Consider the following 24040-nt stretch of genomic DNA (forward strand, 5'->3'; position numbering starts at 1 on the left):
AGAAAGGTTAAAGCCATGCGAGACGAGGTCCGCACCTTCGTCATCGAGCAACTCGAGGACATGAACTACGACGTCGAGGGAATCGACGACGAGACCACCCTCGGTCCGTCCGGGGTCGACCTGGAGTCCCTCGCGCTGGCCGACCTGTCCGTCCGCGTCGAGGACCGGTACGGCCTGAAGTTCGCCGACGACGAGTCGGAGCAGCTGGCCCTGATGACGGTCGGCGAGTTCACCCGCATGGTCGCCGACCGGGTCGCCGGGTCGACCAGCGGCAACCGCTGATGTCCGGTCAGCCCGACCTGGGGCGAGCTGACCTGGTGAGCATGCTCGCCGAGCTGACCGCGAAACCCGTCGACCAGGTGCCGCACCGGGTCGGCTCGATGGAACTCGCCTGGCTCGTGCACCTCGTCGAGCAGCGCTACGACCGGCGGCTGGACCTCACCGACGACCAGCTCGCCGGGATCCGCACCGTCGACGACGCCCTGGCGGTGTTCCGCACCTCACTGACCAGCCCCGCAGATGGTTGAGCGGGAGCCCGTACCGATCTCCGGCGTGTACGCGGTCAGCGCCCTCGGCCGGGGCGCCGACGCCCAGCTCGCCGGGGTGCTCGCCGGCTCGCCGGCGTTCCGGCCGGTACGCCGCTTCGACACCACCGGCCGCAGGGTGACCGTCGCGGCCACCCTGCCCGACGTCGGGACGCTGCCGGACGAGCTGGCCGACGCGATCGACGCGGCTTGCCGGGCCGCCGGCCTGGACGCGGTGGCGCGCGCCGGTTCCGCCCTGCTGCTCGCCACCCACGGCGGGCCGCTGTCGCAGCCCGTCGCCTTCGCGGGCGATCGGCCGGCGGTCGGGCCGGCCAGGATCGCACCTGATGCCGGGCCGACCGGATCTCCCGCCGGGCCGGTCGACCCTGGACGCGGGCCCAACTCCGGACGCGGGCCCAACTCCGGACGCGGGCCCAACCCCGGACGTCGGCCGACCGCCCCAGGGACGTTCGACAGGGGATCGAGCGGCGGGCCGGAGGTGCCGGCGCTCGCCGGGCACCTGGCGCGGCGGTGCGGCCTGGGCGGGCCGACCCGGATCTACACCAGCGCCTGCGTCTCCGCGAGCACGGCGGTGGCCGACGCCGCCACGATGATCCGCCGGGGCGACGTGGCGCGGGTGGTGGTCGCCGCCGGCTACCTGGTCGAACCGGACCAGTTCGCGCTCTTCGACACCGGCCGGGCGCTCGCCGCCGACGGGGCGGTACGCCCGTTCAGCGCCGGGCGGCAGGGGCTGCTGCTCGGTGACGGGGTGGCCGCGATGGTGCTGGAGTCCGCCGGGGCGGCCCGGAGCCGGGGTGCCGCGCCGGTCGCCACGGTGTGCGGGTGGGGCCGGGCCGGCGACGCGTACCACCCGTGCCAGCCGGACCCGGGCGGGCGGGGACTGGCCCGGGCGGTGCGGTCCGCCCTGTGCAGGGCCGGGCGGGACGCGGAGGCGGTGGGCTACGTCAACGCCAACGCCACCGGCACCGGGTTCAGCGACGCCTCCGAGGCGGCCGCGCTGTGGTTGGCCCTCGGCGACGTCGCCGGCCGGGTGCCGGTCAGCTCGACCAAATCGGTGCACGGGCACGCCCTGGAGGCCTCCGGCCTGCTCGAACTGGTGGTCACCGTGCAGGCGCTGCGGCACGGGAAGCTGCCGGTCAACGCCGGCTGGCTCGGCCCCGACGAGGCCTGCCCGCTGGACGTGATCACCGACGCGCCCCGGCCCATCGGCACCCCGTACGCGCTCAGCCTCAACGCCGCCTTCGGCGGCGCCAACACCGCGCTGCTGGTGGCTGCGCCGTGAGCGCCGTGCTGGCCGAGGCGCGCTGGCCGGAGCCCGGCGACGGCCCGCCGCCGGCGCTGCCCGGCTTCGTGCACTCGCCGTTCCACCCGCTGGTGGCGGCGGTCGCCGACCGGTGCCTGACCCGCCGGTACGGCCCGCGCCCGGCGCCGGCGGGCACCCGCTGCGCGCTGGTGCTGGTCAGCGCCGCCGGTGACCGGCCGAGCGGCGCGCACGTGCGGGCCACGGTCGCCGCCGGTGGCCGGGTCGGGCCGCTGTTCTTCTTCCAGTCGGTGCCGAACAGCGTCGCCGGGCACGTCGCGGCGCGCTGGGAACTGGACGGCCCGGTGGTGTGCCTGAGCCCCACCGGTGACCCGCGCGCCGACGGCACGGCCGAGGCGGACCTGCTGCTGTACGACGGCGACGCCGACGAGGCGTTGCTGGTCCTGATCGAGGAGGCACCCGATGGTGCGCCCACCGGGGCGGTCGCGGTGCTGCTGGGGGGAGGAACGAGGCAATGAGGACGAAGGGACTGCGCGGTGCGCTCGCCGCCGACACCGAACTGGGCGCCGGCAACGTGCTCGCCCGGGTGCTGGCGCACGGGGCCGACCCGCGGGGGCCGGGGTTGACCTTCGACACCCCGGTCGACGGGCACCCCGCCGAGCAGCCGCTCACCCTGGGCCGGCTCGACGAGCGGGTCGCCGCCCGGGCGGCCTGGCTGCACCAGCGTGGCGTCAAGCCCCGCGACCCGATCGCGGTGTGGGCGACCGGCGCCGCCGACATGGTGCTCAGCTTCCTGGCGCTGACCCGGCTCGGCGCGATCCCCGCGCTGATGAACGGCAAACTCCGCCCGGAGATCGCCGCCGAGTACATCCGCCGGCTGCGCGCCGCCGGGGTGCTCGCCGACGCCGCGCACACTGAGGCCCTCGCGGGGCACGACCTGGGCGCGCCGCTGCTCGGCGAGCCCGCCCAGGCGGGCGTCGGCGACCCGGCCGCCGCGCCGCCGCACCACCGCCACCACGACGACGATCCGATCGTCATCACCCACACCTCCGGCACCACCGGGGTGCCGAAGGCGGTGCTGCACTCGCACGCCAGCCTCTTCGCCGCCACCCGGCATCTGCTGTCCATGCCGCAGGCCCAGGGCACCAGCCGGATTCTCAACGCGCTGCCCGCCCCGCACACCGCCACCGTGCTGATGGTCAACCAGGCGCTGGGCAACCGGGCGGACATGCTGCTCCTGTCCGAGCAGGGCGGCGAGCGGGTGCTCGACGCGATCCAGCGCTGGCGCCCGGACGGCGTGTTCGGCTTCTCCGTCACCTGGGCGGAGCTGGCCCGCTTCGACCTGTCCGGCTACGACCTGGACTCGGTGCGGCTGTGGTTCAACACCGGCGACTGTTCGCACGAGCCGCACATACGACGCCTCGTCGCGGTCGGCGCCCGGGACACCGTCACCCGCGACGGCGTGGCGCGGGTGCCCGGCTCGGTCTTCATCGACGGGCTCGGCTCCAGCGAGATGGGGCACTCGATGTTCCACATCACCCACACCGCCGACACCGACCGGTACGGCCGCTGCGTCGGCCGCCCCTACCGGTTCGCGAAGGTGGCGGTGCTCGACGATCTCGACGGCAACGAGCTGCCGCCCGGCGAGGTGGGCTGGCTGGGCATCGACTCGCCCTCGCTGTTCCGCGGCTACTGGAACGACTCGGTCACCACGTACCGGTTCCGGCTGCGCGGCTGGTACCTCACCGGCGACCTGGTCCGCGCCGACGCCGAGGGCCGCTACTACCACCTGGACCGGGCCGTCGACTCGGTCGAGGTGGGCGACGGGCGGCGCTTCTTCACCGCGCTGTCGGAGGAGCGGATCCTGGCCGCCTGCCCCGACGTCACCGACTGCACGGTGGTGATGGTCTCCGACGCCGAGGCCGTGGTCACCGACGTGCTGCTCGAACTGGCCGCCGGCGCCGACCCGGGCGCCGACCGCACCGAGGCGGTCCGCGCCGCGCTCGGCGAAGACGTCGGCGCGACCCTGCGCCGGGTGGTGCCGGTCGCCTCCGACGACATCCCGGTCACCGTCACCGGCAAGGTGCGCAAGGTGGCGCTGCGCGAGCGCTACCTGACCGAGGAGCCGTCATGACCGCCGTGATCACCGGGATGGGGCTGTTCAGCCCCGTCGGGCGGGGCGTGAAGGCGACCTTCGACGCGCTGACCACCGGGAAGTCCGGGCTGGCCCGGCCGCCCGAGGGGCACCCCGCCCGGGAGTCGCTGGAGGTCGCCGGGCTGCTGCCGCCGGTCGACCCGCGTACGGTCGCCTCCGGCCCGGAGACCAGGGTGCTCGACCGGATCGTGGTGCTGGCGCTGCTCACCGCTGCCGACGCGCTCGCCGACGCCGGCATCGAGGTCGGTCGGGACGTTGACCCGGCGCGGATCGGCGTGATCGTCGGCGGGGTGGGCGGGATGTCCACGCTGGAGTCGCAGGTGGTGGCGCGGGCCGCCCGGGGGCGGGCGGCGGTCAGCCCGTACCTGCTGACCGGGATCCTGCCGAACATGCCGTCGGCGCGGATCGCCATCGCGCACGGCATCCGCGGCTACAGCTCGGCGGTGGGGACGGCGTGCGCCTCCGGCGCCCAGTCGGTCGCCGACGCGGTCCGGCTGATCCGCGACGGGGAGGCCGACGTGGTGCTCTGCGGGGCCAGCGAGGCGCCGCTGTTCCCGACCTTCGCCGACACCTTCGGCAACGCCCGGGCGCTGGCCCGCGGGTGGGCGGACCCGACCCGGGCCAGCCGGCCGTTCGACACCCGGCGTAACGGCTTCGTCCTCGCCGAGGGGGCGGCGCTGCTGGTGCTGGAGCGCGCCGAGCATGCCGCGGCGCGCGGCGCCACCGCGTACGCCGAGGTGGCCGGCTACGGCGCCACCACCGACGCGTACCATCCGACCGCGCCCCGGCCCGACGGCGCGGGGGCGGCCGAGTGCATGCGGCGGGCGCTGACCAGCGCCGGGGTGACCGCCGCGGACGTCGGCTACGTCAACGCGCACGGCACCGGCACCAAGCTCGGCGACATCGCCGAGACCACCGCGCTGGCCCGGGTCTTCGGCGCCGGCGGGGTGCCGGTCAGCTCCACCAAGGCGCTCACCGGGCACCTGCTCGGCGCGTCCGGGGTGGTGGAGGCGGCGGCCTGCGCGCTGGCCCTCGGCACCGGGCTGCTTCCGCCGACGTACCACCTCGACGACCCGGACCCGGACTGCCCGGCGGACCACATCCGCGTCGAGCCCCGGGCCACCGGGGCGGAATTCGCGCTGACCAACTCGTTCGGCTTCGGCGGTCAGAACGTCAGCCTGCTGCTGCGGCGCACCGCCGGGGCTCGGGCCGCCGGGCCGGACAGGTGAGCGGCGCTCCAACCCGGGCGGTACGCGCCCGGACAGCGGTCACGGGGGCAGATGGGAAGGGCTGGAGATGGACATCCGTGGAATAGACCACATCGAACTGTACGCGGGCGACGCGCGGCAGGCCGCTTTCTACTTCGGCACCGCGGTCGGCTTCCGACTGCGGGGCCAGGGGGGACCGGAGACCGGGCTGGCCGGGCAGCGCTCAATGCTGCTCAGCCAGGGCGACATCCGGATGGTGCTCACCTCCGGGCTGACCGCTGCCCATCCCGCCTCGACGTACGTGCAGCGGCACGGCGACGGTATCGCGGTGGTGGCGTTGGAGGTCGGTGACGCCGCCGGGGCGTACGCGGAGCTGGTGGCCCGGGGTGCGACCGCGGTGAGCGCGCCGCGGACCTGGACCGGCGCGGACGCCGAGGTGGTGACCGCCGACGTCGGCGGCTTCGGCGACGTGCTGCACCGGCTGGTCGAGCGGCGCGGTGACCGGGCGGAGTTCCTGCCCGGGGCGGTGGAGATGACGTCGCCGGCGGGGGACGACGACAAGCTGCTCGCCGAGATCGACCACCTGGCGGTCTGCGTGCCGCCGGGGCAGCTCGACGGGACGGTCGGGCACTACGAGCGGGTCTTCGGCTTCGCGCAGATCTTCGAGGAGCACGTCGAGGTCGCCGGCCAGGCGATGAACTCCAAGGTGGTGCAGAGCCCGTCCGGGCGGGTCACCCTGGTGCTGCTGGAACCGGACGCCAGCCGGCGGCCCGGCCAGATCGACTCGTTCCTCACCGAGCACCACGGCGCCGGGGTGCAGCACCTCGGGCTGCGCACCGACGACATCGTCACCGCCGTTGGCGCCCTCGCCGGCCGGGGGGTGCGCTTCGCCGGCACCCCCGGCGCCTACTACGACGACCTGGAGCGGCGGGTCGGCCCGGTCGACGCACCGCTGGACCGGCTGCGTGACCTGAGCATCCTGGTCGACGCCGACCACGGCGGGCAGCTGCTGCAGATCTTCACCGAGTCGATGCACGTGCGCCGCACCCTCTTCCTCGAACTGATCGAGCGGCGCGGGGCGCGCACCTTCGGCAGCGGCAACATCAGGGCGCTCTACGAGGCCAAGGAACGGGAGTTGGCCGCGGCGGGGGCGAGCGCCGCCGCCGTGGCCGGTACGGCAGGAGGGGCTGGGGCATGACCACCACGGAGTTCCATCCGACGCTGACCGCCGAGGAGGAGGCGCTGCTGCCGTCCGACTCCGACGTGCGCCGCTACGCCGAACACGGCTGGTACCTGTCGAAGAAGCTGCTCACCGACGAGGAGGTGGACGCGCTCGCCGCCGCCGCCGACCGGTACCACGCCGGCGAGCGGGACCGCCGGCTGCCGGTGCGCCCGCCGAAGCTCGCCTACTGGGAGCCGGCCGACGGCCCGGTGCAGCGGCACAACGACTACGTCCACCACGAGCACGACGGGCTGGCGGCGATCCTGCGCAAGCCGCTGATCGGCGCGGTCGCCGCCCGGCTGGCCGGGGCCGCCGAGATCCGCATTTTCCAGTCCACGCTGATCTACAAGCCGCCGATCTCCGGTGAGCCGTCCAACATCGTGCCCTGGCACTTCGACAAGCACTACTGGGCGTCCTCGTCCTCGGAGCGGATGCTCACCGCCTTCATCCCGTTCCACGACTGCGGGGAGGAGATGGGCACCATCACCATGGTCGACGGCTCGCACCGGTGGTCCGAGATCGGGACGGACGACACCGTTGTCCGGCATTTCGCCGAGCGCGACCGCGGCCAGCTGGAGGAGATGCTGGCCCGCAACGCCGCTCACAACGGCGCGGAGATCCGCAAGATCCCGATGGTGATCCCCAAGGGACACCTGAGCTTCCACCACTGCCGCACCTACCACGGCAGCGGCGCCAACATCAGCGGCCGCCCGCGCCAGGCGGTCTCGCTGCACCTGCAGGACGGCGACAACGCCTGGCGGGAGTACCCGCTCTCCGACGGCACGCTCGCCGCGTACAACCACGACGTGCTGGTCCGCCGCACCCACGACGGGCGGCCCGACTACGCGGACCCCGAATACTGCCCGGTCATCTGGCGCGACCGCGCCCAACAGGGAGGCTGACATGTCACGGTACGACTGGGGTAGGACGCATCCGGGCATCGAGCGGTTGGAGAAGGCGGTGACCGCCCGCCGCGACGTGGTGGTCAAGCACCCGCTCTACGCCAACCTGGACACCCATGGGGCGCTGGTCACCTTCATGGCGCACCACGTCTTCGCGGTCTGGGACTTCATGTCGCTGCTGAAGTCGTTGCAGCGGCAGCTGACCTGCGTCACCGTGCCGTGGATCCCCACCGGCCCGTCCGGCAGCCGCCGCCTGATCAACGACATCGTGATGGTGGAGGAGAGCGACGAACTCGGCGACGGCTACATCAGCCACTTCGAGCTCTACGTGCAGGGCATGCGGGAGGCCGGCGCGGACACGGCCCCCGTGGACGCGCTGATCGACCTGCTGCGGGCGGGCCGCCCGGTGACCGACGCGATGGTCGAGGCGGGCGTCCCCGCCCCCAGCGCACGGTTCGCCGCCACCACCTGGAAGATCATCGAGTCGACCCCGGTGCACTGCCAGGCCGCCGCCTTCGCCTTCGGCCGGGAGGACCTGATCCCCGACATGTTCACCCAGGTCGTCGCCGTCAACGAGCGCAGCCGCCGGCTGCACACGTTCGTCGACTACCTGGAGCGGCACATCGAGGTCGACGGGGAGCAGCACACCCCGATGGCGATGCAGATGCTGGCCGACCTGTGCGGCGACGACGACGTCAAGTGGCAGGAGTGCGCCGACACGGTCAACCTGGCGCTGGCCGCCCGGGCCGCGCTGTGGGACGACATCCTCGCCGCGGTGAAGGAGGGGCGCGACAGGTGACCGACGCCGACCCGTCCCGGCTCTACCGCATGGTACGGCTGATCCGCCGGTTCGAGGAGCGGGCCGTCGAGCTGGTCCGCTCCGGGGCGATCGTCGGCGGCATCCACCCGTACCTCGGTCAGGAGGGGATCGCCGCCGGGGTGTGCGCCGCGCTGCGCGACGAGGACCTGGTCACCGGCACCCATCGCGGGCACGGGCACGTGCTCGCGAAGGGTGCCGACCCGGCCCGGATGATGGCCGAGCTGCTGGGCCGGGAGACCGGTCTGAACCGGGGCCGGGGCGGCTCGATGCACGCCGCCGACTTCTCCGTCGGGGTGCTCGGCGCCAACGCCATCGTCGGCGCGTCCGGGGCGATCCTCACCGGCGCGGTCTGGGCCCGCCGGCGGCGCGGCGACGGCGTGGTGGGGGTGACCTTCTTCGGCGACGGCGCGGTCAACGAGGGGATGCTGCTGGAGGCGTTCAACCTGGCCGCGCTCTGGCGGGTGCCGGTGCTCTTCGTCTGCGAGAACAACGGCTACGCCACCACCATGCCGGTGGCCGGCGCGGTCGCGGGCACCATCGCCGGCCGGGCCGCGGCGTTCGGCATGCCGGCCGCCGTGGTCGACGGCCAGGACCCGCAGACGGTACGCGACGCCACGGCCGCCGCCGTCGCGCGGATGCGCGCCGGCGGCGGCCCGGAGCTGGTCGAGGCCCGCACCTACCGCTTCGACGCCCACCACACCTTCGAACACGCGGTACGCCTCGACTACCGCCCGCCCGAGGAGGTGGCCGAGGGCCGCTCCCGCGACCCGGTGCACATTCAGGGCGCCAGGCTCGTCCCGGCGGCCCGGGCCACCGTCGACGCGGCGGTCGAGGCGACGCTCGACGCGGCCGTCGCGTTCGCCCTGGCCAGCCCCGAGCCGGACCCGGCCGGCGCGCTGGACCACCTGTACGCCAGCGGGCTGACCGCCCGGACGGGAGGTGGCTGATGCCACGGCTGTCCTACCGCAAGGCCCTGACCAGGGCGCTCGCCGACGAACTGGCCCGCGACGAGGCGGTGTTCCTGCTCGGGGAGGACATCCGGGTGGGCGCGTCGAACATCACCGCCGGTCTGCTCAAGCGGTTCGGGCCGGAGCGCGTCCTGGACACGCCCCTGTCCGAGCAGGCGTTCACCAGTTTCGCCACCGGCGCGGCGCTGGCCGGGATGCGCCCGGTGGTGGAGTTCCAGATCCCGTCGCTGCTGTTCCTGGTCTTCGAGCAGATCGTCAACCACGCGCACAAGTTCCCGCTGATGACCGGCGGGCAGTGCGCCGCACCGGTCACCTACCTGGTGCCCGGGTCCGGCTCCCGGACGGGCTGGGCGGGGCAGCACTCCGACCACCCGTACTCGCTCTTCGCCCACGTCGGGATCGTCACCGCGGTGCCGGCCACCCCGACCGACGCGTACGGGCTGCTGGTCACGGCGATCCGGCACGACGATCCGGTGGTGGTCTTCGCCCCGGCCGGCGCGCTCGACGTCCGGCAGGACGTCGACTTCGCCACCCTCGCCCCGGTGCCGCTGGGGCGGGGCGTGGTGCGCCGGGCCGGCGACGACGTGACCGTGGTCGCCGTCGGGCATCTGGTGTACGACGCGCTCGCGGTCGCCGGGGAGTTGGCCGACCAGGTGTCGGTGGAGGTCTTCGACCCGCGCACGCTCTATCCGTTCGACCTCGACGGGCTGGTCGACTCGGTGGCCCGGACCGGCCGGCTGGTGGTGCTCGACGACTCCAACCGGTCCTGCGGCATCGCCGGGGAGATCATCGCCAGTGTCGTGGAGCGGGTGTCGCTGACCGCCCCGCCCCGGCGGGTGACCCGCCCGGACGGCGCGGTGCTGCCCTTCGCGCCCGCGCTGGACCGGGCCGTGCAGCCCGGCCGGGAGGCTCTCGCCGCCGCCATCCACCACGTGACCAAGGAGGGATCATGATTGATGTGAACTACCCGTGGCCGGAGGCCCGCCGGGCGTGGGCCGAACTGCCGGAGGCCACCCGCCGGGCGATGGTGGCCGCCGGGGCGCAGGAGTGGGAGCGGATCTTCCACGGCCGGGCGACGTACAACAAGCAGTGGCGGCTGGCCCGGCCGCCGGTGCTGACCGCTGACTCGTTCCGCGAGCTCAACGAGGTCTGCGACCGGATCGCCCAGCTCATCCTGGACGCCTGCTGGCGGCGCGCCCGCACGGCGGGGGAGCTGCGCCGGCTGCTCGGCGTGCCGGTGGGGGAGACCCGGCTGCTCGACGAGGACGAACCGCTGTCCGAGGCGCTGCTGGCCGCGTACCGGCCGGACGTGCTGTTCTCCGGCGGGGAACCGCGGATCGTCGAGTACAACATCGACAGCAGCCTCGGCGGCTGCTTCGACGCGGACACGGTGATCCAGCGGTTCGCCCAGCTCTACCGGGAGCGCGGTCTCCTCGACGGCGTGCCGGCCCGGCCCGCCCCGTCCCTGCTCGACCAGCGGTTCGTGGCGATCCGTGAGGAGTTGGGCCTGGCCGAGGGGGCCCGGGTGGCGCTGCTGATGGACTTCGAGGACGAGTACCCGGGGCTGGACGACCCGGCGACGTTCATCCGGATCCTCTCCCCGCTCGCCGACCGGGCCCGGCACTTCGGCATCGACCTGGTCATCGCCCCGGTCGCCACCGCCACCCTGGACGCCGACCGGCGGCTGGTGGTGGGCGGCGCGCCGGTGGACGCGCTGTTCCGGCTCCTCGTGCCCAACCGGGTCACGCCGAGCGCCGGCCTGGAGGCGGTGGCCGGGGCGCTCGCCGCGGGCACCCTGCCGATGTTCGTCAGCGCCGCCGCGTGGCTGCTCGGTAACAAGGTCAACTTCGCCTGGCTCTACGAGGACCTGGACCAGCTGCCCGCCGACGACCAGGCACTGATCCGCCGGTACGTGCCGCACACGGTGGTGCTCACCGAGGCCGAGCTGGACCGGGCCCTGCTCGAGCAGGCGCACCTGGTGGCCAAGCCCGCCGGCGGCTCCGCCGGTCACGACGTGCTGATCGGTCCGGAGATGAGCGCGGCGGCCTGGGCCGACGGGGTGCGCGCGGCCGTGGCGCGGGGCGGCAACATCCTCCAGCGGTACATGCCGGCGGACCGGGTGGCGATGGACTTCGTGCAGATCGAGACCGGGGAGGTCGTCACCGCCGAGGTGCCGTACAGCGTCGCCCCGTACCTCTTCGGTCGCACCGGCTCCGGTGCCCTGGCCCGGGTCGGCTACCCGGGCTGCGAGGGCGTGCTCAACCTCGCCCGCGGCGTCCTCATGACCGGTATCCTGCTCACCGACTGACCCGCTCCGCACCGACTCCGGTGGCGGTGGCCGCCCGCCGCGGCCACCGCCACCGGCCGGCTCGTCAGCCGAGCGGGCGGCGCGAGGCGAGGTGAGCCCCGAGGCGGCGCACGGTCTCCGCGGCGGCGATGGCGTCGCTGCGGGCGCTGCCGTGCCGGCCGTCGCTGCTGTACAGCGTCGGGTCCGCGCCGGCCGGGTGGTCGGTGAGGTGCACGTGCACCGTCCCCAGCCGCGCGGCCAGTCGGCCGGTGTGGGATGAGAGACGTCGCATCCGCTCACTCAGTCCGGGCCGCCGGGGCGCGGGCACGGCTGGGCTGTGCGAGACGTCGAACATGCCCACCGTGATCACGTCCGCGCCGGCACCCTGCAACGCCGTGACGATCGCGGCCAGCTCGGCATCCACCACGTCCGCGTCGAAGGCCGGACGGAACGCGTCGTTGCCGCCGCAGACCACCAGCGCCAGGTCGGGGGCGAACGCCAGCGCCGCGTCCAGCTGCGCCGCGCGCACCTCGTGCGCCCGCAGCCCACGCCGGCCCAGGTTGAGGTACGCCAGCCCGGGGCGGGCCGCGCGCAGCTCGGCGGCGATCCGGTCCGCCCACTGCAGGTCGGGGTACCCGTCGACCGGCTCGCACATCCCCTCGGCCACGCTGTCGCCCAGCACCGTGAACCGGCGCCACGGATGGCCGGCGAGCAGCTCCGCGCTCTCCCCGTCGCGCAGGCAGTACGGATCGCTCGCCTCGGTCAGCGTCGATGTCATGGCCGGCAGAGTAGCCGACCGGGGTGGCGAGGTCGACCATCCGTAGGGAAGCGGTCCGGAGCCTCTGCCGCCGTGGCGGCAGGAGGGCCCTACTTCGTTCAGCGTCGATCGATGTCGGCGCGTTACGCGGCGACGTCCGGTCCGGCCCGGGGTGAACAAGGGCGCTGCGGCCTCTGGATCTGGGCGGGCACCGGTAGAAGCATGTGCACTCATCGATCGGCCGAAACCCGGCCGTCCAGCCCTCCCTGGGAGGAAACGCGTGAGACTCACTCGACGTGGTGTGATGTCCGCCGTCACCGTCGCCCTGGTCACCGGCGCCGTCGCCGGGTCACCGGCGCACGCCGCCCCCGCACCCCTGTCCGCCGAACGGGCCGCCACCCTCACGGCCTCGCTCGGCGCCGACCGCACCGCCGGCTCCTACGTCGACGCCACCGGGCGTACTGTCGTCGCCGTGACCGACGCGCGGGCCGCCGCCGCGGTCCGGGCCGCCGGCGGGCAGGCCCGCCTGGTCGGCCGCAGCACCGCCGCGCTGGAGCGCGCGCAGTCCCGGGTGGACCTCGGCGTGACCGGCACGGCGACGTACGTCGACCCGGTCAGCAACCAGGTCGTCGTCGGCGTGGACAGCACGGTCAACGCCGCCGACCGGGCCCGGATCCGGGCGGCCGTGGCCGCCTCCGGCGGCAGCGCGCGGACGACGGACCTGGCCGGGACGCTGAGCATGCGGATCTCCGGCGGGGACGCCATCTACGGCGGAGGCTACCGCTGCTCGCTCGGCTTCAACGTGCGCAGCGGCAGCACCTACTACTTCCTCACCGCCGGGCACTGCACCAACCTGTCGGCCAGCTGGTACGCCAACTCCGCGCTGAGCACCAAGCTCGGCGACCGGACCGGCACCAGCTTCCCCGGCAACGACTACGGCATCGTGCGCTACACGAACACCTCGATCGCCATCGACGGCTCCGTCGGCTCGCAGGACATCACCGCCGCCGGTGACGCGTACGTCGGCCAGTCGGTGACCCGCCGGGGCAGCACCACCGGCACCCACGGCGGCACGGTGACCGGCCTCAACGCCACCGTCCGCTACGCCGAGGGCACCGTGCGCGGCATGATCGCCACCAACGTGTGCGCCGAGGGCGGCGACAGCGGCGGCCCGCTCTACGCCGGCAGCACCGCGCTCGGCCTGACCTCCGGCGGCAGTGGCAACTGCCGCACCGGCGGCCAGACCTTCTTCCAGCCGGTCAAGGAGGCGCTCAGCAAGTACGGCGTTTCCGTGTTCTGATCCCTTCCTGATTGGTCCCCCGGTGCGTGCACCGGGGGACCGTGTCACGTCGAGGACCGGCGCGGCTTGCGGCGTCGGCTGCGGGCCCGGTTGCCCAGCTGCGGCGGACCGGCCGGGACCCGCCGCTGCCGTTCCAGGCGCCGGCGGGCCCACTTCGACAGGTTCTTCTCCGGGTCGCCGGGGCGCAACGCCCCGCAGACGACCCACCCCGCCATGCCCAGGAACGCCAGACCGCCACCGCCGGCGGTGAGCGGCACCAGGCTCGGGATCCAGGCCTCGTCGGAACGCCGGTCGACGACCCGCGCCGCGACCGGGCCGGCGGGGCGTTCCTCCAGGAACGAGGAAGCCGGAGAACCCGGCGATCGTGAGACCCGCCTGCCAGCCGACACCGCTGCCGGCCGAGCTCCTGGATGGTGGTTCCACCTGGTCACGACCCATGCCCACGGATGGTATGAGTGCCGGTCCACGGTTCACGGGCCCGTGGCGTACCGCCGGGGAGACCGCGGCTGCCTCCATCCGGCCAGCCTGCCAGACGGCGACGGTGCGCGGCCGGGGGTCAGGCAGGCGCCCGTGTCGATGCTCCAGGCACGACGCACAACGTCTGCACCGACCTGGACTGACGGTCCCGCCGCGTCCCCGGGGTGGCCGTCGACCGCCCGGGGACGCCGCTCAGACGCGCTCCTGGCAGATCTCGAAGCCGGTCGGCGCCGACCGGGGGAAGCGGCCCCAGACCGGGTGGGTTGAGATCCGGGCGAACCAGGCGTCGAACGGCTCCGGCCCGTCCCGGAACCACCAGTCCTCGTGGTGCCCGGTCCACTCCGGGTCCGGCGCGAACCGGTATTCCGCGTGCAGCTGGACGTAATCCTCGTGGTCGCCGTCGGCGTCGACCACCTCGAACTGGCGGACGACGCTCAGCACGAACGCGGCGTCGCCGTCCGCGCCGACCGCCGCGTACTGGAACAGCAGGCCGTCCTGCTCGGGCAGGTCGGTCGACACCTCGAACTCGACGGCGGCGAACCGCCGCACGGCGTCCAGCAGCCGGGCCGGCGGCGGGACGGTGGGGTCTTGCGCGGCGAAGCCGCCGAGGTCGCGGAACGCGGCCTCGGCGGCTTCGATCGGCAGTCGTCGGGTCATGCCGTCATCCTGCCCGCCCGGACCCGACGGCGCGGGCCCGGGCGTCGGTGGGTCGGCCTACGGCCACGGCCCCGCCGCCAACTGCCTACCGATGTACGCCAGCACGTTGCGTGCCTCGGCCGCGGTCTTCGTCTGCAGGATCAACCGGTTGACCTCGGCGTAGTAGGCCGGGCTGTGGGTGGTGGAGTGCACGGCCGCGCCGAGCGGGTTGGCCGAGCTGACGAACCGGGGCAGGTAGGCGCCGTTCGCCGCCTCGTTGATGCCCACCCCGAGGCTGGCCAGGTGCGCCCGTGCCGGCGCCGCCGCCTTGGCGCCGCTGGCCACGATGTGGTGCGCGGCGGTCTCCGCCGGCCGGACCACGTTCGCCGCCGACAGGTTCTGCGCCAGCACCTTCGCGTTGGTGGAGCAGTTGGCGTTGTGCACCAGGACGGCGTCGCCGGCCCCGCCGTCGCCGGTCACCACGTAGTACGTGTGGATGCCGTCGACGGTCAGGTTGTGCACCCGGTCCACCTGCGTGTAATGCCGGACCGCGTTGATCGTGGCGGTGCGCCCGTCGGCCAGCCGGACGGTGTCCCCGGCCGTCAGGTCCCGGGCGTCGACCCAGGCTCCGGCGCCCACCACCCAGAACGGGTGCTTGTCGGTGGCGGTGATGACCTCGTCGTTGACCTCGACGTCGACCAGGTGTTTCACGCCCTGGCCGATGATCAGGTGGGTGACCTCCCGGGGCCCGCGCTCACCGGTCTCCGGGTCCTCGGCGAGGACCAGGTCGCCGGTCCGGACGTCCTCGATCGGCTTGGTGCTGCCGTCGGCCATGACCACCCGGGTGCCCGCGGCGAAGCTGTTGCCGACACAGGGGATCTTGGCGGCCGTCTCGACCACCTTCTCGGTGGCGCTGGGCGCCGCGCGGGCCGCGACCTTGGGCGCCGCGGTGGCCGCGCCCTTGATCGCCGAGGTGGCCACGCTCGCGCCGGCGCTGCCGACGATCGAGATGCCCGCGTCGATCAGTTCGGCGTTCGACTTGCTGACCCCGGCCGCCTGGAGGCCCGAACTGGTGAAGGAGCTGGTCTCCTCGCCGCTGAACAACTGCCGGGCGCCGCTGATGGCGACGTCGACCCCGTGCACCGCGACCGCACCACCGGCGACCGCGCCGACCCCCGTCCAGCTCGTGGCGGCCCCGAGCGCCACGCCCGCGGCGGCCTCGGCGACGCCGCCGACGAGTTTCACCCCGCCGAGCACCCTGTTCCAGGGGAACCTCCCGTCGGGATCACCCAGGCGTATCGGGTTGTTGTAGGCGTACGTGTAGAGCGCCAGGTTCATCGACGCGTACACGCCGCCGTTGGGGCTGCCCTCCAGGTAGTTCGCCAGCACCGGGTCGGGCGTCTGCCAGACCTGGGTACGCGGGTCGTAGTAGCGGGCACCGAAGTAGTAGAGGTTGGTCTCCTGGTCGTACTCCTTGCCGGTGAACCGGTGCGGCACCGGCTGCGACGAGTGCTCGCTGACCCAGGTCTCGCCGCCGGGGAAGTACTGCAGGTGCTCGGTCATGCCGCCCTGGTCGTCGGTGACGAACCCGGTCGACCCGAGATGGTCGCTGTGCGAGTAGTACTGCCGGTCCTCGCGGCGGAACTGCGGCTCGACCAGCTTGGTGATCAGCTTGTCCTGGCCGATGTAGACGTGCTTGTACTCCTGGTTGCCGCGGGTGGAGTAGTTCTGGTTCGGGTAGATGTGGAACTGCGCCCCGTCCTTGACCACCCGGCTGCCCTGGTCGTCGTAGTAGTAGCGGGCGCTGTTCGGGGTGCCGCCGGCGTTGTCGCAGGACGCCGGGGTCTGCGGCAGGGTCTTGCTCTGCACGTTCTCGTGGCTGCAGGCGAGGCGGTTCTCCTCGTCCCAGATCATCTGCCGGCGCGGCCGGGGCTGCTGCTCCCGGCTGATCTGGTTGCCGTTCTCGTCGTACGCCAGGGTGTAGATGCCGATGGTGGTCGGCGCGTGCGGCTTCGCGCTGCCGTAGGCGTACCCGTAGTTGTAGCTGAGCTTGCCCTCGACGATCGTGTTGCCGTTGCTGACCAGCTCGTGGGTCTGGCTCTTGCTGGTGAGGTTGTGCAGGCTGTCGTACCTCAGGTCGACCCGGTAGCGGTCGGTCTGCGGGGTGCGCGGCTGGTAGCTGCCCTCCGCGTGGGTGAGCTGGTAGAGGTCGTCGTAGGTGTAGCTCTGGGTGCTCGGGCCGCCGACCTGCATGCCGACCTCGGGGCCGCTCGGGGCCACCGTGTCGTTGACGACGGACATGATGTTGCCGACGTTGTCGTAGCTGTAGTCCAGGTTGTGGAAGACGTAGCCGTTGGACAGGTTCGCCTGGATGTTGCTCAGCCGCCGGTCCTCGGTGTTGTACGAGTAGCGGGTACGGGTGCCGTTGCCGGTGTCCAGCAGGATCCGCTGCTCGAACTTGTCGTAGTCCAGCCGCTTGAGGTAGTCGTAGCTGAACTCGCCCTTGACGCCGCGGGCCGAGTCGACCTGGCCGCCGCTGTTGTAGTGGTAGGAGAGCTTCTCCCCGTCCGGCCAGGTCATCGAGAGCATCCGGTTGAACGAGTCGTACCGGTACTCGGTGGTGAAGGTCTGGATGTGGCTGCCCTGGGCCGGGGTGGTGCGGGTCTCCTTGACCAGCTCGCCGAGCGGGCCGTACCGGCGGTTGACCTTGCCGGCGCCGTCGACCACGTCGGTGATCCGGTTGGCCGCGTTCTCCGGTGCGCCGGGCGGGCCGTAGGTGTAGCTGACGTTGTTGGCCGGGAAGACCGGGTACCGGATCGCCTTGAGCCGGGTGTGGTCGTAGTCGTACTCGATCGCCTTCGACACCGCCGCCAGCTTGGACGTGACCTTGCCGACCAGGTTGCCGGCCAGGTCGAAGGTGGAGGAGACGGTGCCCGAGTCGGGGCTGGTCAGCGACGTCCGCCGGCCGAAGTTGTCGTACGTCGACCGGGTGACGTTGCCCTTGTCGTCGGTCGCCGCGATCAACTCGCCGATCGGGTTGTAGCGGTAGCTGGTCCAGATGACCGGCTGGCCGCCGGCCGGGTTGAACTCCTTGACCGCCGTGGTGATCTGCCGGACGTCGGTGTAGGTGCGCTTGGACTTGCCGTTGGCGTCGGTGACCACCGTCTCGAACTGGGTCACCCCGTCCCGGTCCGCGCCGAAGCCGTACTCCATGGTGGTGGCGGTGCCGTCCGGGAAGGTGGTGCGGGTGGTCCGGTCCAGCACGTCGTAGCGCACCTCGGTCGGGGTGACCGGGTCGTACGCCGGATTGAAGGTGACGTTGCCGGGGCCCTTGGGCTCGGTGACCGGGTACCAGCTCCGCACCGCCCGGCCGAGGAAGTCGTACGCCACCCGGCCGGAGACCACCATCACGTCCTGGGGCGCGCCGTCCGGCGTGGCCGGCACGGCGGCGTCCTTCTTGGTCTGGGTGGTGCGGTTCAGGCCGTCGACGAAGGTGATCGTGTCGATGGTGTCGTCGCGGACGCTGCCGTCGGCCTGCCGGTCCACATGCCGGGTGACCGCGTACGGGTACGCCGCCTCCGGGTGGTACTCGAAGTCGATGGTGAACCGGCTCTCCGGGATCTCGTACGGCCCGGAGACCGAGTCGATCCGCCCGACCGCGTCGTAGGTGTTGCGGATCTGCTGGTTGTTGAAGTCGGTGGTGGTCTCCACCAGGCCGAACTTGAGGTTGTGGGTGGCCGTCGACCGGTAGCCGAAGCTGTCGGTGATCGACTCGACGTGCGTGTGGACCACGTCGTCGTAGGTGTAGTCCAACCGGTACCGCTGGCCGGCCTTGTTGGCCGGGCCGGTCACGGACTTCAGGTTGCCGTCGCCGAAGTACTCCAGGTCGGTGGTGGCGGTGGTGCCGTCGGCGAGCGCGGCCCGCACCTGGGTGAGGTCGCCGGTGACGCAGTTGATCGTCGACTCGCGGTGCCGCATCAGCGTGCCGTCGCCGCGTACGTCGATCAGGTTCGGCATCCCGACGAGGTACGCGGCCTGGCAGTCCGGGTCCTGCGAGGTGTAGACGATCCTCGCGTCGAGGTCGTCGGCGGCGCCCGTGTCGGCGGCGTCGAACTGCCGGGTGAGGTTGCCGACCTCGTCGTACTCGCGGGTGATGTAGGTGGTCTTGCCCGGGCTGGCGGCCCCCTCGTGGTACTTCACGTCGGTGCGGGTGTGCTGCGGGAACAGCGTCGCCGTGGTGCTGGCCAGGTCGGCCGGCGCGCCCGGTGAAGACACGTTGCGGGCGGTGTAGGTCTGCACCGTCTCCTGGTACGGCTTGCCGGTGCCGTCGGTGGTCAGCTCCTTCTGCAACAGCCCCTTGGTGTAGAAGCTGTCGGTGCGGTAGGTGCGGGTGACGCTGCGGCCCACGGCATCGCCGTTGCCGTGGTCGCGGTGCTTCTCCACCACGGTGCCGTAGCCGCGGAACTCCCGCTCGCGCCGGTCGTGGACGCCGCCGTCGTAGTCGTAGCTGACCAGCTGCACGTCCTGGCCGTCGCCGGGCCGGCCGTCGTCCACGGAGACCTTCGACAGCACCCAGCGCGACTGCGGCTGGCCGTACGTGTTGCCGTCGCGGGTGTAGTCGAAGTCCATCCGGCCGCCCAGCGGCCGGTCCACGGCGGCGAGCAGGTTGGTCCGCCCGGTCCGGTTCTCGGCCACCACGAGCTGGTTGTCGCGGGTGGAGGAGAGGTGGTCGGCGTAGCCGTCGCCGTTGATGTCCCGCAATGCCTGCTCGGTGCGGCTGGCGCCGGTGGCGATGTCCGCGCCCGGGTTGATCACGACGCAGACCACGGTGAAGCAGATGCCGAAGGTGAAGTAGACGCCGCCGCCCAGCTTGGCGTTGCGGTCGCCGTTGACGTCGGTGAGGCTGCCGTGGAACGGCACCGGAGGCTCGAATCCGTTGCCGGTGTTGAAGCCGACCCGGATCGGGTTGCCGGAGAGGACCTGGTCCAGCAGGCCGTCGCCGTTCATGTCGGCGAGGGTGCTGGCCGAGGAGGATCGGCCCTGGCTGAACGAGGCGCCGCCGGCGAAGCCGTAGAAGTCGGTGTTGAAGCCGATGTTCAGACCGGCGTTGGTGCCGCTGCCCTTGTTCAGGCCGGCCGGGTTGCGCCACTGCTCGGCGGCGGCGAACGCGTACCCGAGGTTGAGCGCGACCCTGCCGTTGTCGTACACCCGGTCGGGCAGGCTGTCGCCGTTGACGTCGAGCAGGTCGAACGCGCCGTCCGAGCGGGTGCCGCCGAAGCTGCCGCCCACGCCCAGCGGCGGCATGTCGTTGCCGGACTGGGCGCTGGTGGCGGCGGAGGTGCCGGGCGGGCTGTCGTAGCCGCGGCCGGTGGAGATGGTCCGGGCCGCGCTGCCGGCGCTGGCGTTGCCGGAGACGTTGGTGCTGCGCCGCACCGCCCCGTCGGGCAGCGTGCCCCGGGTGTCGCCCAGCGCGCCGTCCGGGTCGGTGTACTGCACCGCGCCGGCCCCGACGACGTCGGGGAACTGGTCGCCGTTGAGGTCGAGGAAGTCGACCTGCCCGGTGCTGTCGCCGGTGGCCAGGCTGCCTCCGATCGACCCGATGCCGCCGCCGACGCTGCCGGTCAGCGACACCTGCTGCGACCGGGACAGCCGGGGCACCGCGGTCGCCCCGGCGAAGTCCTGCGGCCGGGGCAGGTTGATCGAGTCCACGCCCAGCCGGGAGCTGCTGACGCTGCTCGGGGCGATCCACGAGTGCTCGCCGGCGCCCCAGCGCCCGTCCTGCGGGGACGGGGTGAACGGGGTGACCTTCGGCGGGTCGACGCGGGGGTCGGCGGCGAAGTCGTCCTGCTGCGCCTGCGGGTCGACGCTGTCCGGCAACTGGTCGCCGTAGTGTTCGTCGACCACCAGGTCGTCCTGGGCGATGGGCTGGGTGGCCCGGTCCTTGTTGCCGTTGTAACCGACCGCGCCCCAGCCCCGGTACGGCTGCGGGAAGGCGCCCTCCTCGGCGGCGCTGTGGAAGGCGCTCGGCGCGCTCGACCCGCCCACGGTGACGGACTGGCCGGTGAGGAACGCGCGCAGCTTCGGGTCGGTGGTGCTGAAGTCGAACCACAGCTCGTCGCCGGTGTCGGCGCTGACGTCGAAGGCCCCCGGCGAGGTCAGCACCCCGTTGGTGACCTGGAAGTCCCGTTTGGCGACCAGCTCGCCGCGGCGCTTGACGGTGAACGCCACCCGGGCGGTGGGGTGCTCGGCGCCGAAGGCGAAGCTCAGCGCCGGCTCGACGCTCAGCGTCCCGCCGCTGGTGACCGGGTACGCCGCCTGCGGCGCGGTCAGCTCGTCGACCGGGTACAGGTCGAGGGCGTACGGCGGGTGCACGTCGATGAAGGGCTTGCCGTTGGCGTCGGTGAGCCGGTCGACGCCCGGCGCGGCGGTGTAGTAGGCGCGCGGGGTCCAGGTCAGCTGGTCCACGTCGACCGGGGAGTCGACCCGGATCCGCCACTGCAGCGTCTGCCCCTGCTGGACGTCCACGTCCAGGTCCACCGGCACGCTGCCGGTGGTGGCCGCGGGCAGCGTCTCCTCCAGCACCGGCGTGCCGTTGCGGGTGATCAGCACGGTCACGTCGTCGGAGGTGGCGCCGGCCTTCACCAGGTCGCCGGAGAGGTGCATGGTGCCGGTCAGCGGCACCTTCACCGTGGCGGCCCGGCCGCCCAGGGTGAAGTCGCGCGAGGCCTGGAAGCGGTACGACGGCAGGCCGTTGACGTCCAGCGGGTCGCCCACGCCGACGTAGCTCACCTTCGGGTCCCAGGTGACCTCGTCCAGTCCGCCGTCGGCGGCCGAGCCGACCCGGAAGTAGAGCCGGTCGCCGCGCGACACGCTGACCGCGTCCACGCCGGTCGGCGGGTGCGCGTCGTCGTCGTCCGCCTCGATCCGCGCCGACCAGAGTTCGGTGCCCTCCTTCTGGATCGCCGCCCGGATCCCGTCGGCGGTACGCGACTCGGCACGCGTGGCGGCGGTGCCGGGGGAGAGCTGCACCGCACCCTCGACCTTGACCGTGCCGTCGTACGGCGCCACCCACCGGCGGACGCTGTCCAGCAGCGGGAACGAGTCGGTCATCCGGTCCCGGTCCGTGGTGAACCCGTCGAACAGGCCGGTCGGGTCGACCTCGCCCTGGCCGACCGGGACGGGGGTGTCGCCGCTGACCCCGTAGACCGGGACACCGTTGGTGCCCACCCGGCCGAACAGCACGCTGGCGCCGTTGACCAGATCCTGGATGCCGTCGCCGTTGACGTCGCTGAAGTACTGCTCGGTGGTGGCGAACGAGTTGACGTAGTCGAGCTGGGCGGCGGCTGCGCCGAGGTAGCCCTCGACGCCCAGGGTGAGGGTGTTGCTGGACTCGCCCATGATCCCCGGCAGGTTCAGCGGCTGCGCCTGGGCGGCGAACGTCGCCTCGCCGGTCGGGCCGGAGAGGTTCTTGCGGTACTTCACCGACCCGCCGTCGCGGAAGACCTTGTCGGGCAGCGAGTCGCCGTCGACGTCCACCAGCGCCAGCAGGCCCTTGTCGCTGCCGTGGCTGAAGCCGACCTTCACACCGACCGAGCCGGACTTGCTCGGCGAGCTGCCCACGCCGACGTACAGGTGGCCGCCGCCGCTGGTGTTGGTGTTGGCGTTCAGCGCGCTGGCGTTGCCGGCCTGCTCCGGGGTGAGGTTCAACGCCGCGCTGCTCAGCCCGTCGCCCGGCGAGGTCCACGGCAGCGACCGGAAGGCCTGGTACTGCCCGGAGGAGTCCCGGATGTCGTCGTAGTAACTGAACCGGTGCCGGTTGAACTCGTGGCCGTCGGCGTCGTACTGGATGACCGCGTCGAGCAGCGTCTTGACGAACGCGCCCCGCTTGTAGGTGAACTCGTAGCGGCGGATCAGGCTGTCGTCGAGGGTGACCCGCACCTCGCGGAGCAGGTCCGCGGTGACCCGCTTGAAGCCGCCCCGGGCGTCGATGGATGTGTCGGCGCGCAGCGCCTCGCCCCGCTCGCGGTCCCGGTCGAAGCTGACCGCGTACCGGCCCTCGGCGCTGCCCTGGCCGGTGTAGGTGATCTTCTCGACGTAGAGGTTGCGGCCGGGCACGCTGCCGCCGGCCAGGCCGGTGTCGTCGACCTTCGCGTAGTGGTAGCGCATGAAGTTGCCGCGCGGGTCGCGGACCTCCCGGACCGACCAGAGGAAGACGTTGCCGGCGTCGTCGGCCAGGCTGGCGTCGGCGGCCGGGCCGGGTGCTCCGGCCAGCGCGCCGTAGTGCCAGTGGATGCCGTTCTTGTCGGTGACCTCCCAGGTGTAGTTCTTCGGGTTCGTGCCGTGCCGCACGATCCGCGCGAAGCTGCCCTCGACCCGGGTGTGGAAGACCTTCTCGGCGCTGCGGGCCACCGGCGCGCCCCGGTGTGCCACGGGGGTGAGCTGCTCGCCGTTGAGCAGGTACGTCTCGGTCTCGGTCGCGCCGGCGTACCGGGGCACCCCCCACCGGGTCTCCACCGAGATGCTGGGCACGGAGAGGTCCCAGCCGACGCCGGTCCAGCCGTTGCCGGAGGAGGAGCTGTACGACAGTCCGAGCTGCGGGGTCAGGCCCTGCCGGCCGGGCGGCACCTGGATCGGGTACGCCAGGTGGTTCTCACCCTGGTTGTTCGCCGACGGCGGGGCGATCAGGTTGATCCCGGAGCCGGGGTCGGCGGCCTGGATGCCCTTGATCTGGTTGGGGTTGAACTGCACGCCCTCCGGGTGCTCCGGCACGGTCACCGTGGCGTTGATCATGTCGGTGAAGTGGTCGGTCAGCGAGGTGACGGTGTGGTTGACCTCGTCCACCGACACCCGCTCCAGGACCTGCCAGCAGGTCTGCACATCGTCGAAGAAGTACGTGTAGATGTCCTGGGCGGTGAACTCGTCGGTGAGCAACGCGGGGTCGTACGGCAGCGTGACCTGGATCGCGGCGGCGAACTGCTGCGGGTGCGGGGTGAACCGGTACCCGCCGCCCTTCGTCTTCCCGGTCACGTTGGTCATGCCGCTGTCCAGCTTCGGGGTCAGCCCCGGTGGCAGCACGCTGACGCCGATCCCGGTGGGCAGCCGGACCGCCTTCGGCCCGATGGCGAGCTTCGCCCCGCCGTACGAGACGGTGGCGGCGATTCCGGGCGCGACCACCTGCTGGTAGTCCGGCAGGGTCGCCGCCACGTTGGTCATCGCCGCGGTGCCGGCGTTCTCGCCGCAGGCGGGCCCGGGCATGGTCGCCGACTGGGTGCCGGTCCGGTCCGGCCGGGGTCGCGCCACCGAGGCGGACAGTCCGGAGGAGACGAGGACGAGCACCCCGAGGACGGCCAGCAGCCTGGTCCATCGGCTCGTCAAAGCGTGGAGGCGGAACCCGGGGAAGGGAGGATGCCACATGGTCGAGACCCCTTACGGCGGCACACGTGGGACGAGGGCTCACGCAGTATCGGGAGTTCCGGCCGCCGGGCGACACCGGCCATGCAAA

General features: G+C 72.9%; 17 protein-coding genes. 13 read left to right on the plus strand and 4 right to left on the minus strand.

Translation table 11 applies throughout. The features are described from left to right. Nucleotides 1–15 precede the first annotated feature (15 nt). The 12 genes from ABZ807_RS24005 (at nucleotide 16) to ABZ807_RS24060 (ending at nucleotide 11389) form a co-directional block, all read left to right on the plus strand. Nucleotides 16–282, plus strand: a complete 267-nt coding sequence (locus tag ABZ807_RS24005) for an acyl carrier protein (protein ID WP_357162037.1) — start codon at nucleotides 16–18, stop codon at nucleotides 280–282. Beyond that, nucleotides 282–527 carry a hypothetical protein gene (locus ABZ807_RS24010; protein ID WP_088961673.1) on the plus strand — a complete coding sequence of 82 codons (246 nt, stop codon included), beginning with the start codon at nucleotides 282–284 and terminating at the stop codon, nucleotides 525–527. Before ABZ807_RS24005 ends, ABZ807_RS24010 begins: the two co-directional genes overlap by 1 nt. Further along, on the plus strand, nucleotides 520–1827 hold the full coding sequence (locus ABZ807_RS24015; protein WP_357162041.1) for a beta-ketoacyl synthase N-terminal-like domain-containing protein: 1308 nt from the start codon (nucleotides 520–522) through the stop codon (nucleotides 1825–1827). The genes ABZ807_RS24010 and ABZ807_RS24015 overlap by 8 nt, the downstream gene beginning before the upstream one ends. Continuing rightward, nucleotides 1824–2324, plus strand: coding sequence for a beta-ketoacyl synthase chain length factor (locus ABZ807_RS24020; protein ID WP_357162044.1), 501 nt, complete (start codon nucleotides 1824–1826; stop codon nucleotides 2322–2324). The genes ABZ807_RS24015 and ABZ807_RS24020 overlap by 4 nt, the downstream gene beginning before the upstream one ends. Then, entirely contained in the window at nucleotides 2321–3940 is a 1620-nt protein-coding gene (locus ABZ807_RS24025) for a class I adenylate-forming enzyme family protein (protein WP_357162047.1), read from the plus strand. Before ABZ807_RS24020 ends, ABZ807_RS24025 begins: the two co-directional genes overlap by 4 nt. Continuing rightward, complete coding sequence (locus ABZ807_RS24030) at nucleotides 3937–5190, plus strand: beta-ketoacyl-[acyl-carrier-protein] synthase family protein (protein WP_357162050.1); 1254 nt, start codon at nucleotides 3937–3939, stop codon at nucleotides 5188–5190. Before ABZ807_RS24025 ends, ABZ807_RS24030 begins: the two co-directional genes overlap by 4 nt. Nucleotides 5191–5257: 67 nt before the next feature. Next, nucleotides 5258–6367, plus strand: coding sequence for a 4-hydroxyphenylpyruvate dioxygenase (gene hppD / locus ABZ807_RS24035; RefSeq protein WP_357162053.1), 1110 nt, complete (start codon nucleotides 5258–5260; stop codon nucleotides 6365–6367). Beyond that, entirely contained in the window at nucleotides 6364–7293 is a 930-nt protein-coding gene (locus ABZ807_RS24040) for a phytanoyl-CoA dioxygenase family protein (protein WP_357162056.1), read from the plus strand. Before hppD ends, ABZ807_RS24040 begins: the two co-directional genes overlap by 4 nt. A 1-nt stretch (nucleotide 7294) precedes the next feature. Then, on the plus strand, nucleotides 7295–8092 hold the full coding sequence (locus ABZ807_RS24045) for a DUF3050 domain-containing protein (RefSeq protein ID WP_357162059.1): 798 nt from the start codon (nucleotides 7295–7297) through the stop codon (nucleotides 8090–8092). Further along, entirely contained in the window at nucleotides 8089–9060 is a 972-nt protein-coding gene (locus tag ABZ807_RS24050; protein WP_357162062.1) for a thiamine pyrophosphate-dependent dehydrogenase E1 component subunit alpha, read from the plus strand. Before ABZ807_RS24045 ends, ABZ807_RS24050 begins: the two co-directional genes overlap by 4 nt. Next, nucleotides 9060–10034, plus strand: coding sequence for a transketolase C-terminal domain-containing protein (locus ABZ807_RS24055; RefSeq protein WP_357162065.1), 975 nt, complete (start codon nucleotides 9060–9062; stop codon nucleotides 10032–10034). Before ABZ807_RS24050 ends, ABZ807_RS24055 begins: the two co-directional genes overlap by 1 nt. After that, nucleotides 10031–11389, plus strand: a complete 1359-nt coding sequence (locus ABZ807_RS24060; protein WP_357162068.1) for a hypothetical protein — start codon at nucleotides 10031–10033, stop codon at nucleotides 11387–11389. Before ABZ807_RS24055 ends, ABZ807_RS24060 begins: the two co-directional genes overlap by 4 nt. 64 nt (nucleotides 11390–11453) lie before the next feature. Here the strand turns inward: ABZ807_RS24060 and ABZ807_RS24065 are convergent, their stop codons facing one another. Further along, nucleotides 11454–12146 carry an SGNH/GDSL hydrolase family protein gene (locus ABZ807_RS24065; RefSeq protein WP_357162071.1) on the minus strand — a complete coding sequence of 231 codons (693 nt, stop codon included), beginning with the start codon at nucleotides 12144–12146 and terminating at the stop codon, nucleotides 11454–11456. Nucleotides 12147–12429: 283 nt separating this feature from the next. Here ABZ807_RS24065 and ABZ807_RS24070 point away from each other — a divergent pair, with 283 nt between their 5' ends. Then, nucleotides 12430–13425 carry a S1 family peptidase gene (locus ABZ807_RS24070; protein WP_357162074.1) on the plus strand — a complete coding sequence of 332 codons (996 nt, stop codon included), beginning with the start codon at nucleotides 12430–12432 and terminating at the stop codon, nucleotides 13423–13425. A 44-nt stretch (nucleotides 13426–13469) separates the two neighbouring features. Here the strand turns inward: ABZ807_RS24070 and ABZ807_RS24075 are convergent, their stop codons facing one another. The 3 genes from ABZ807_RS24075 to ABZ807_RS24085 form a co-directional block, all read right to left on the minus strand. Further along, nucleotides 13470–13814: a hypothetical protein gene (locus tag ABZ807_RS24075; RefSeq protein ID WP_357162077.1), complete on the minus strand. Its 345-nt coding sequence runs from the start codon at nucleotides 13812–13814 to the stop codon at nucleotides 13470–13472. Between the two features lie 280 nt (nucleotides 13815–14094). Continuing rightward, nucleotides 14095–14559 carry a hypothetical protein gene (locus ABZ807_RS24080; RefSeq protein ID WP_357162080.1) on the minus strand — a complete coding sequence of 155 codons (465 nt, stop codon included), beginning with the start codon at nucleotides 14557–14559 and terminating at the stop codon, nucleotides 14095–14097. Nucleotides 14560–14616: 57 nt separating this feature from the next. Further along, complete coding sequence (locus ABZ807_RS24085; protein ID WP_357162083.1) at nucleotides 14617–23913, minus strand: SpvB/TcaC N-terminal domain-containing protein; 9297 nt, start codon at nucleotides 23911–23913, stop codon at nucleotides 14617–14619. Nucleotides 23914–24040: the final 127 nt, after the last annotated feature.

The sequence above is a fragment of the Micromonospora sp. NPDC047548 genome (assembly GCF_040642975.1).
Taxonomy (GTDB): Bacteria; Actinomycetota; Actinomycetes; order Mycobacteriales; family Micromonosporaceae; genus Micromonospora.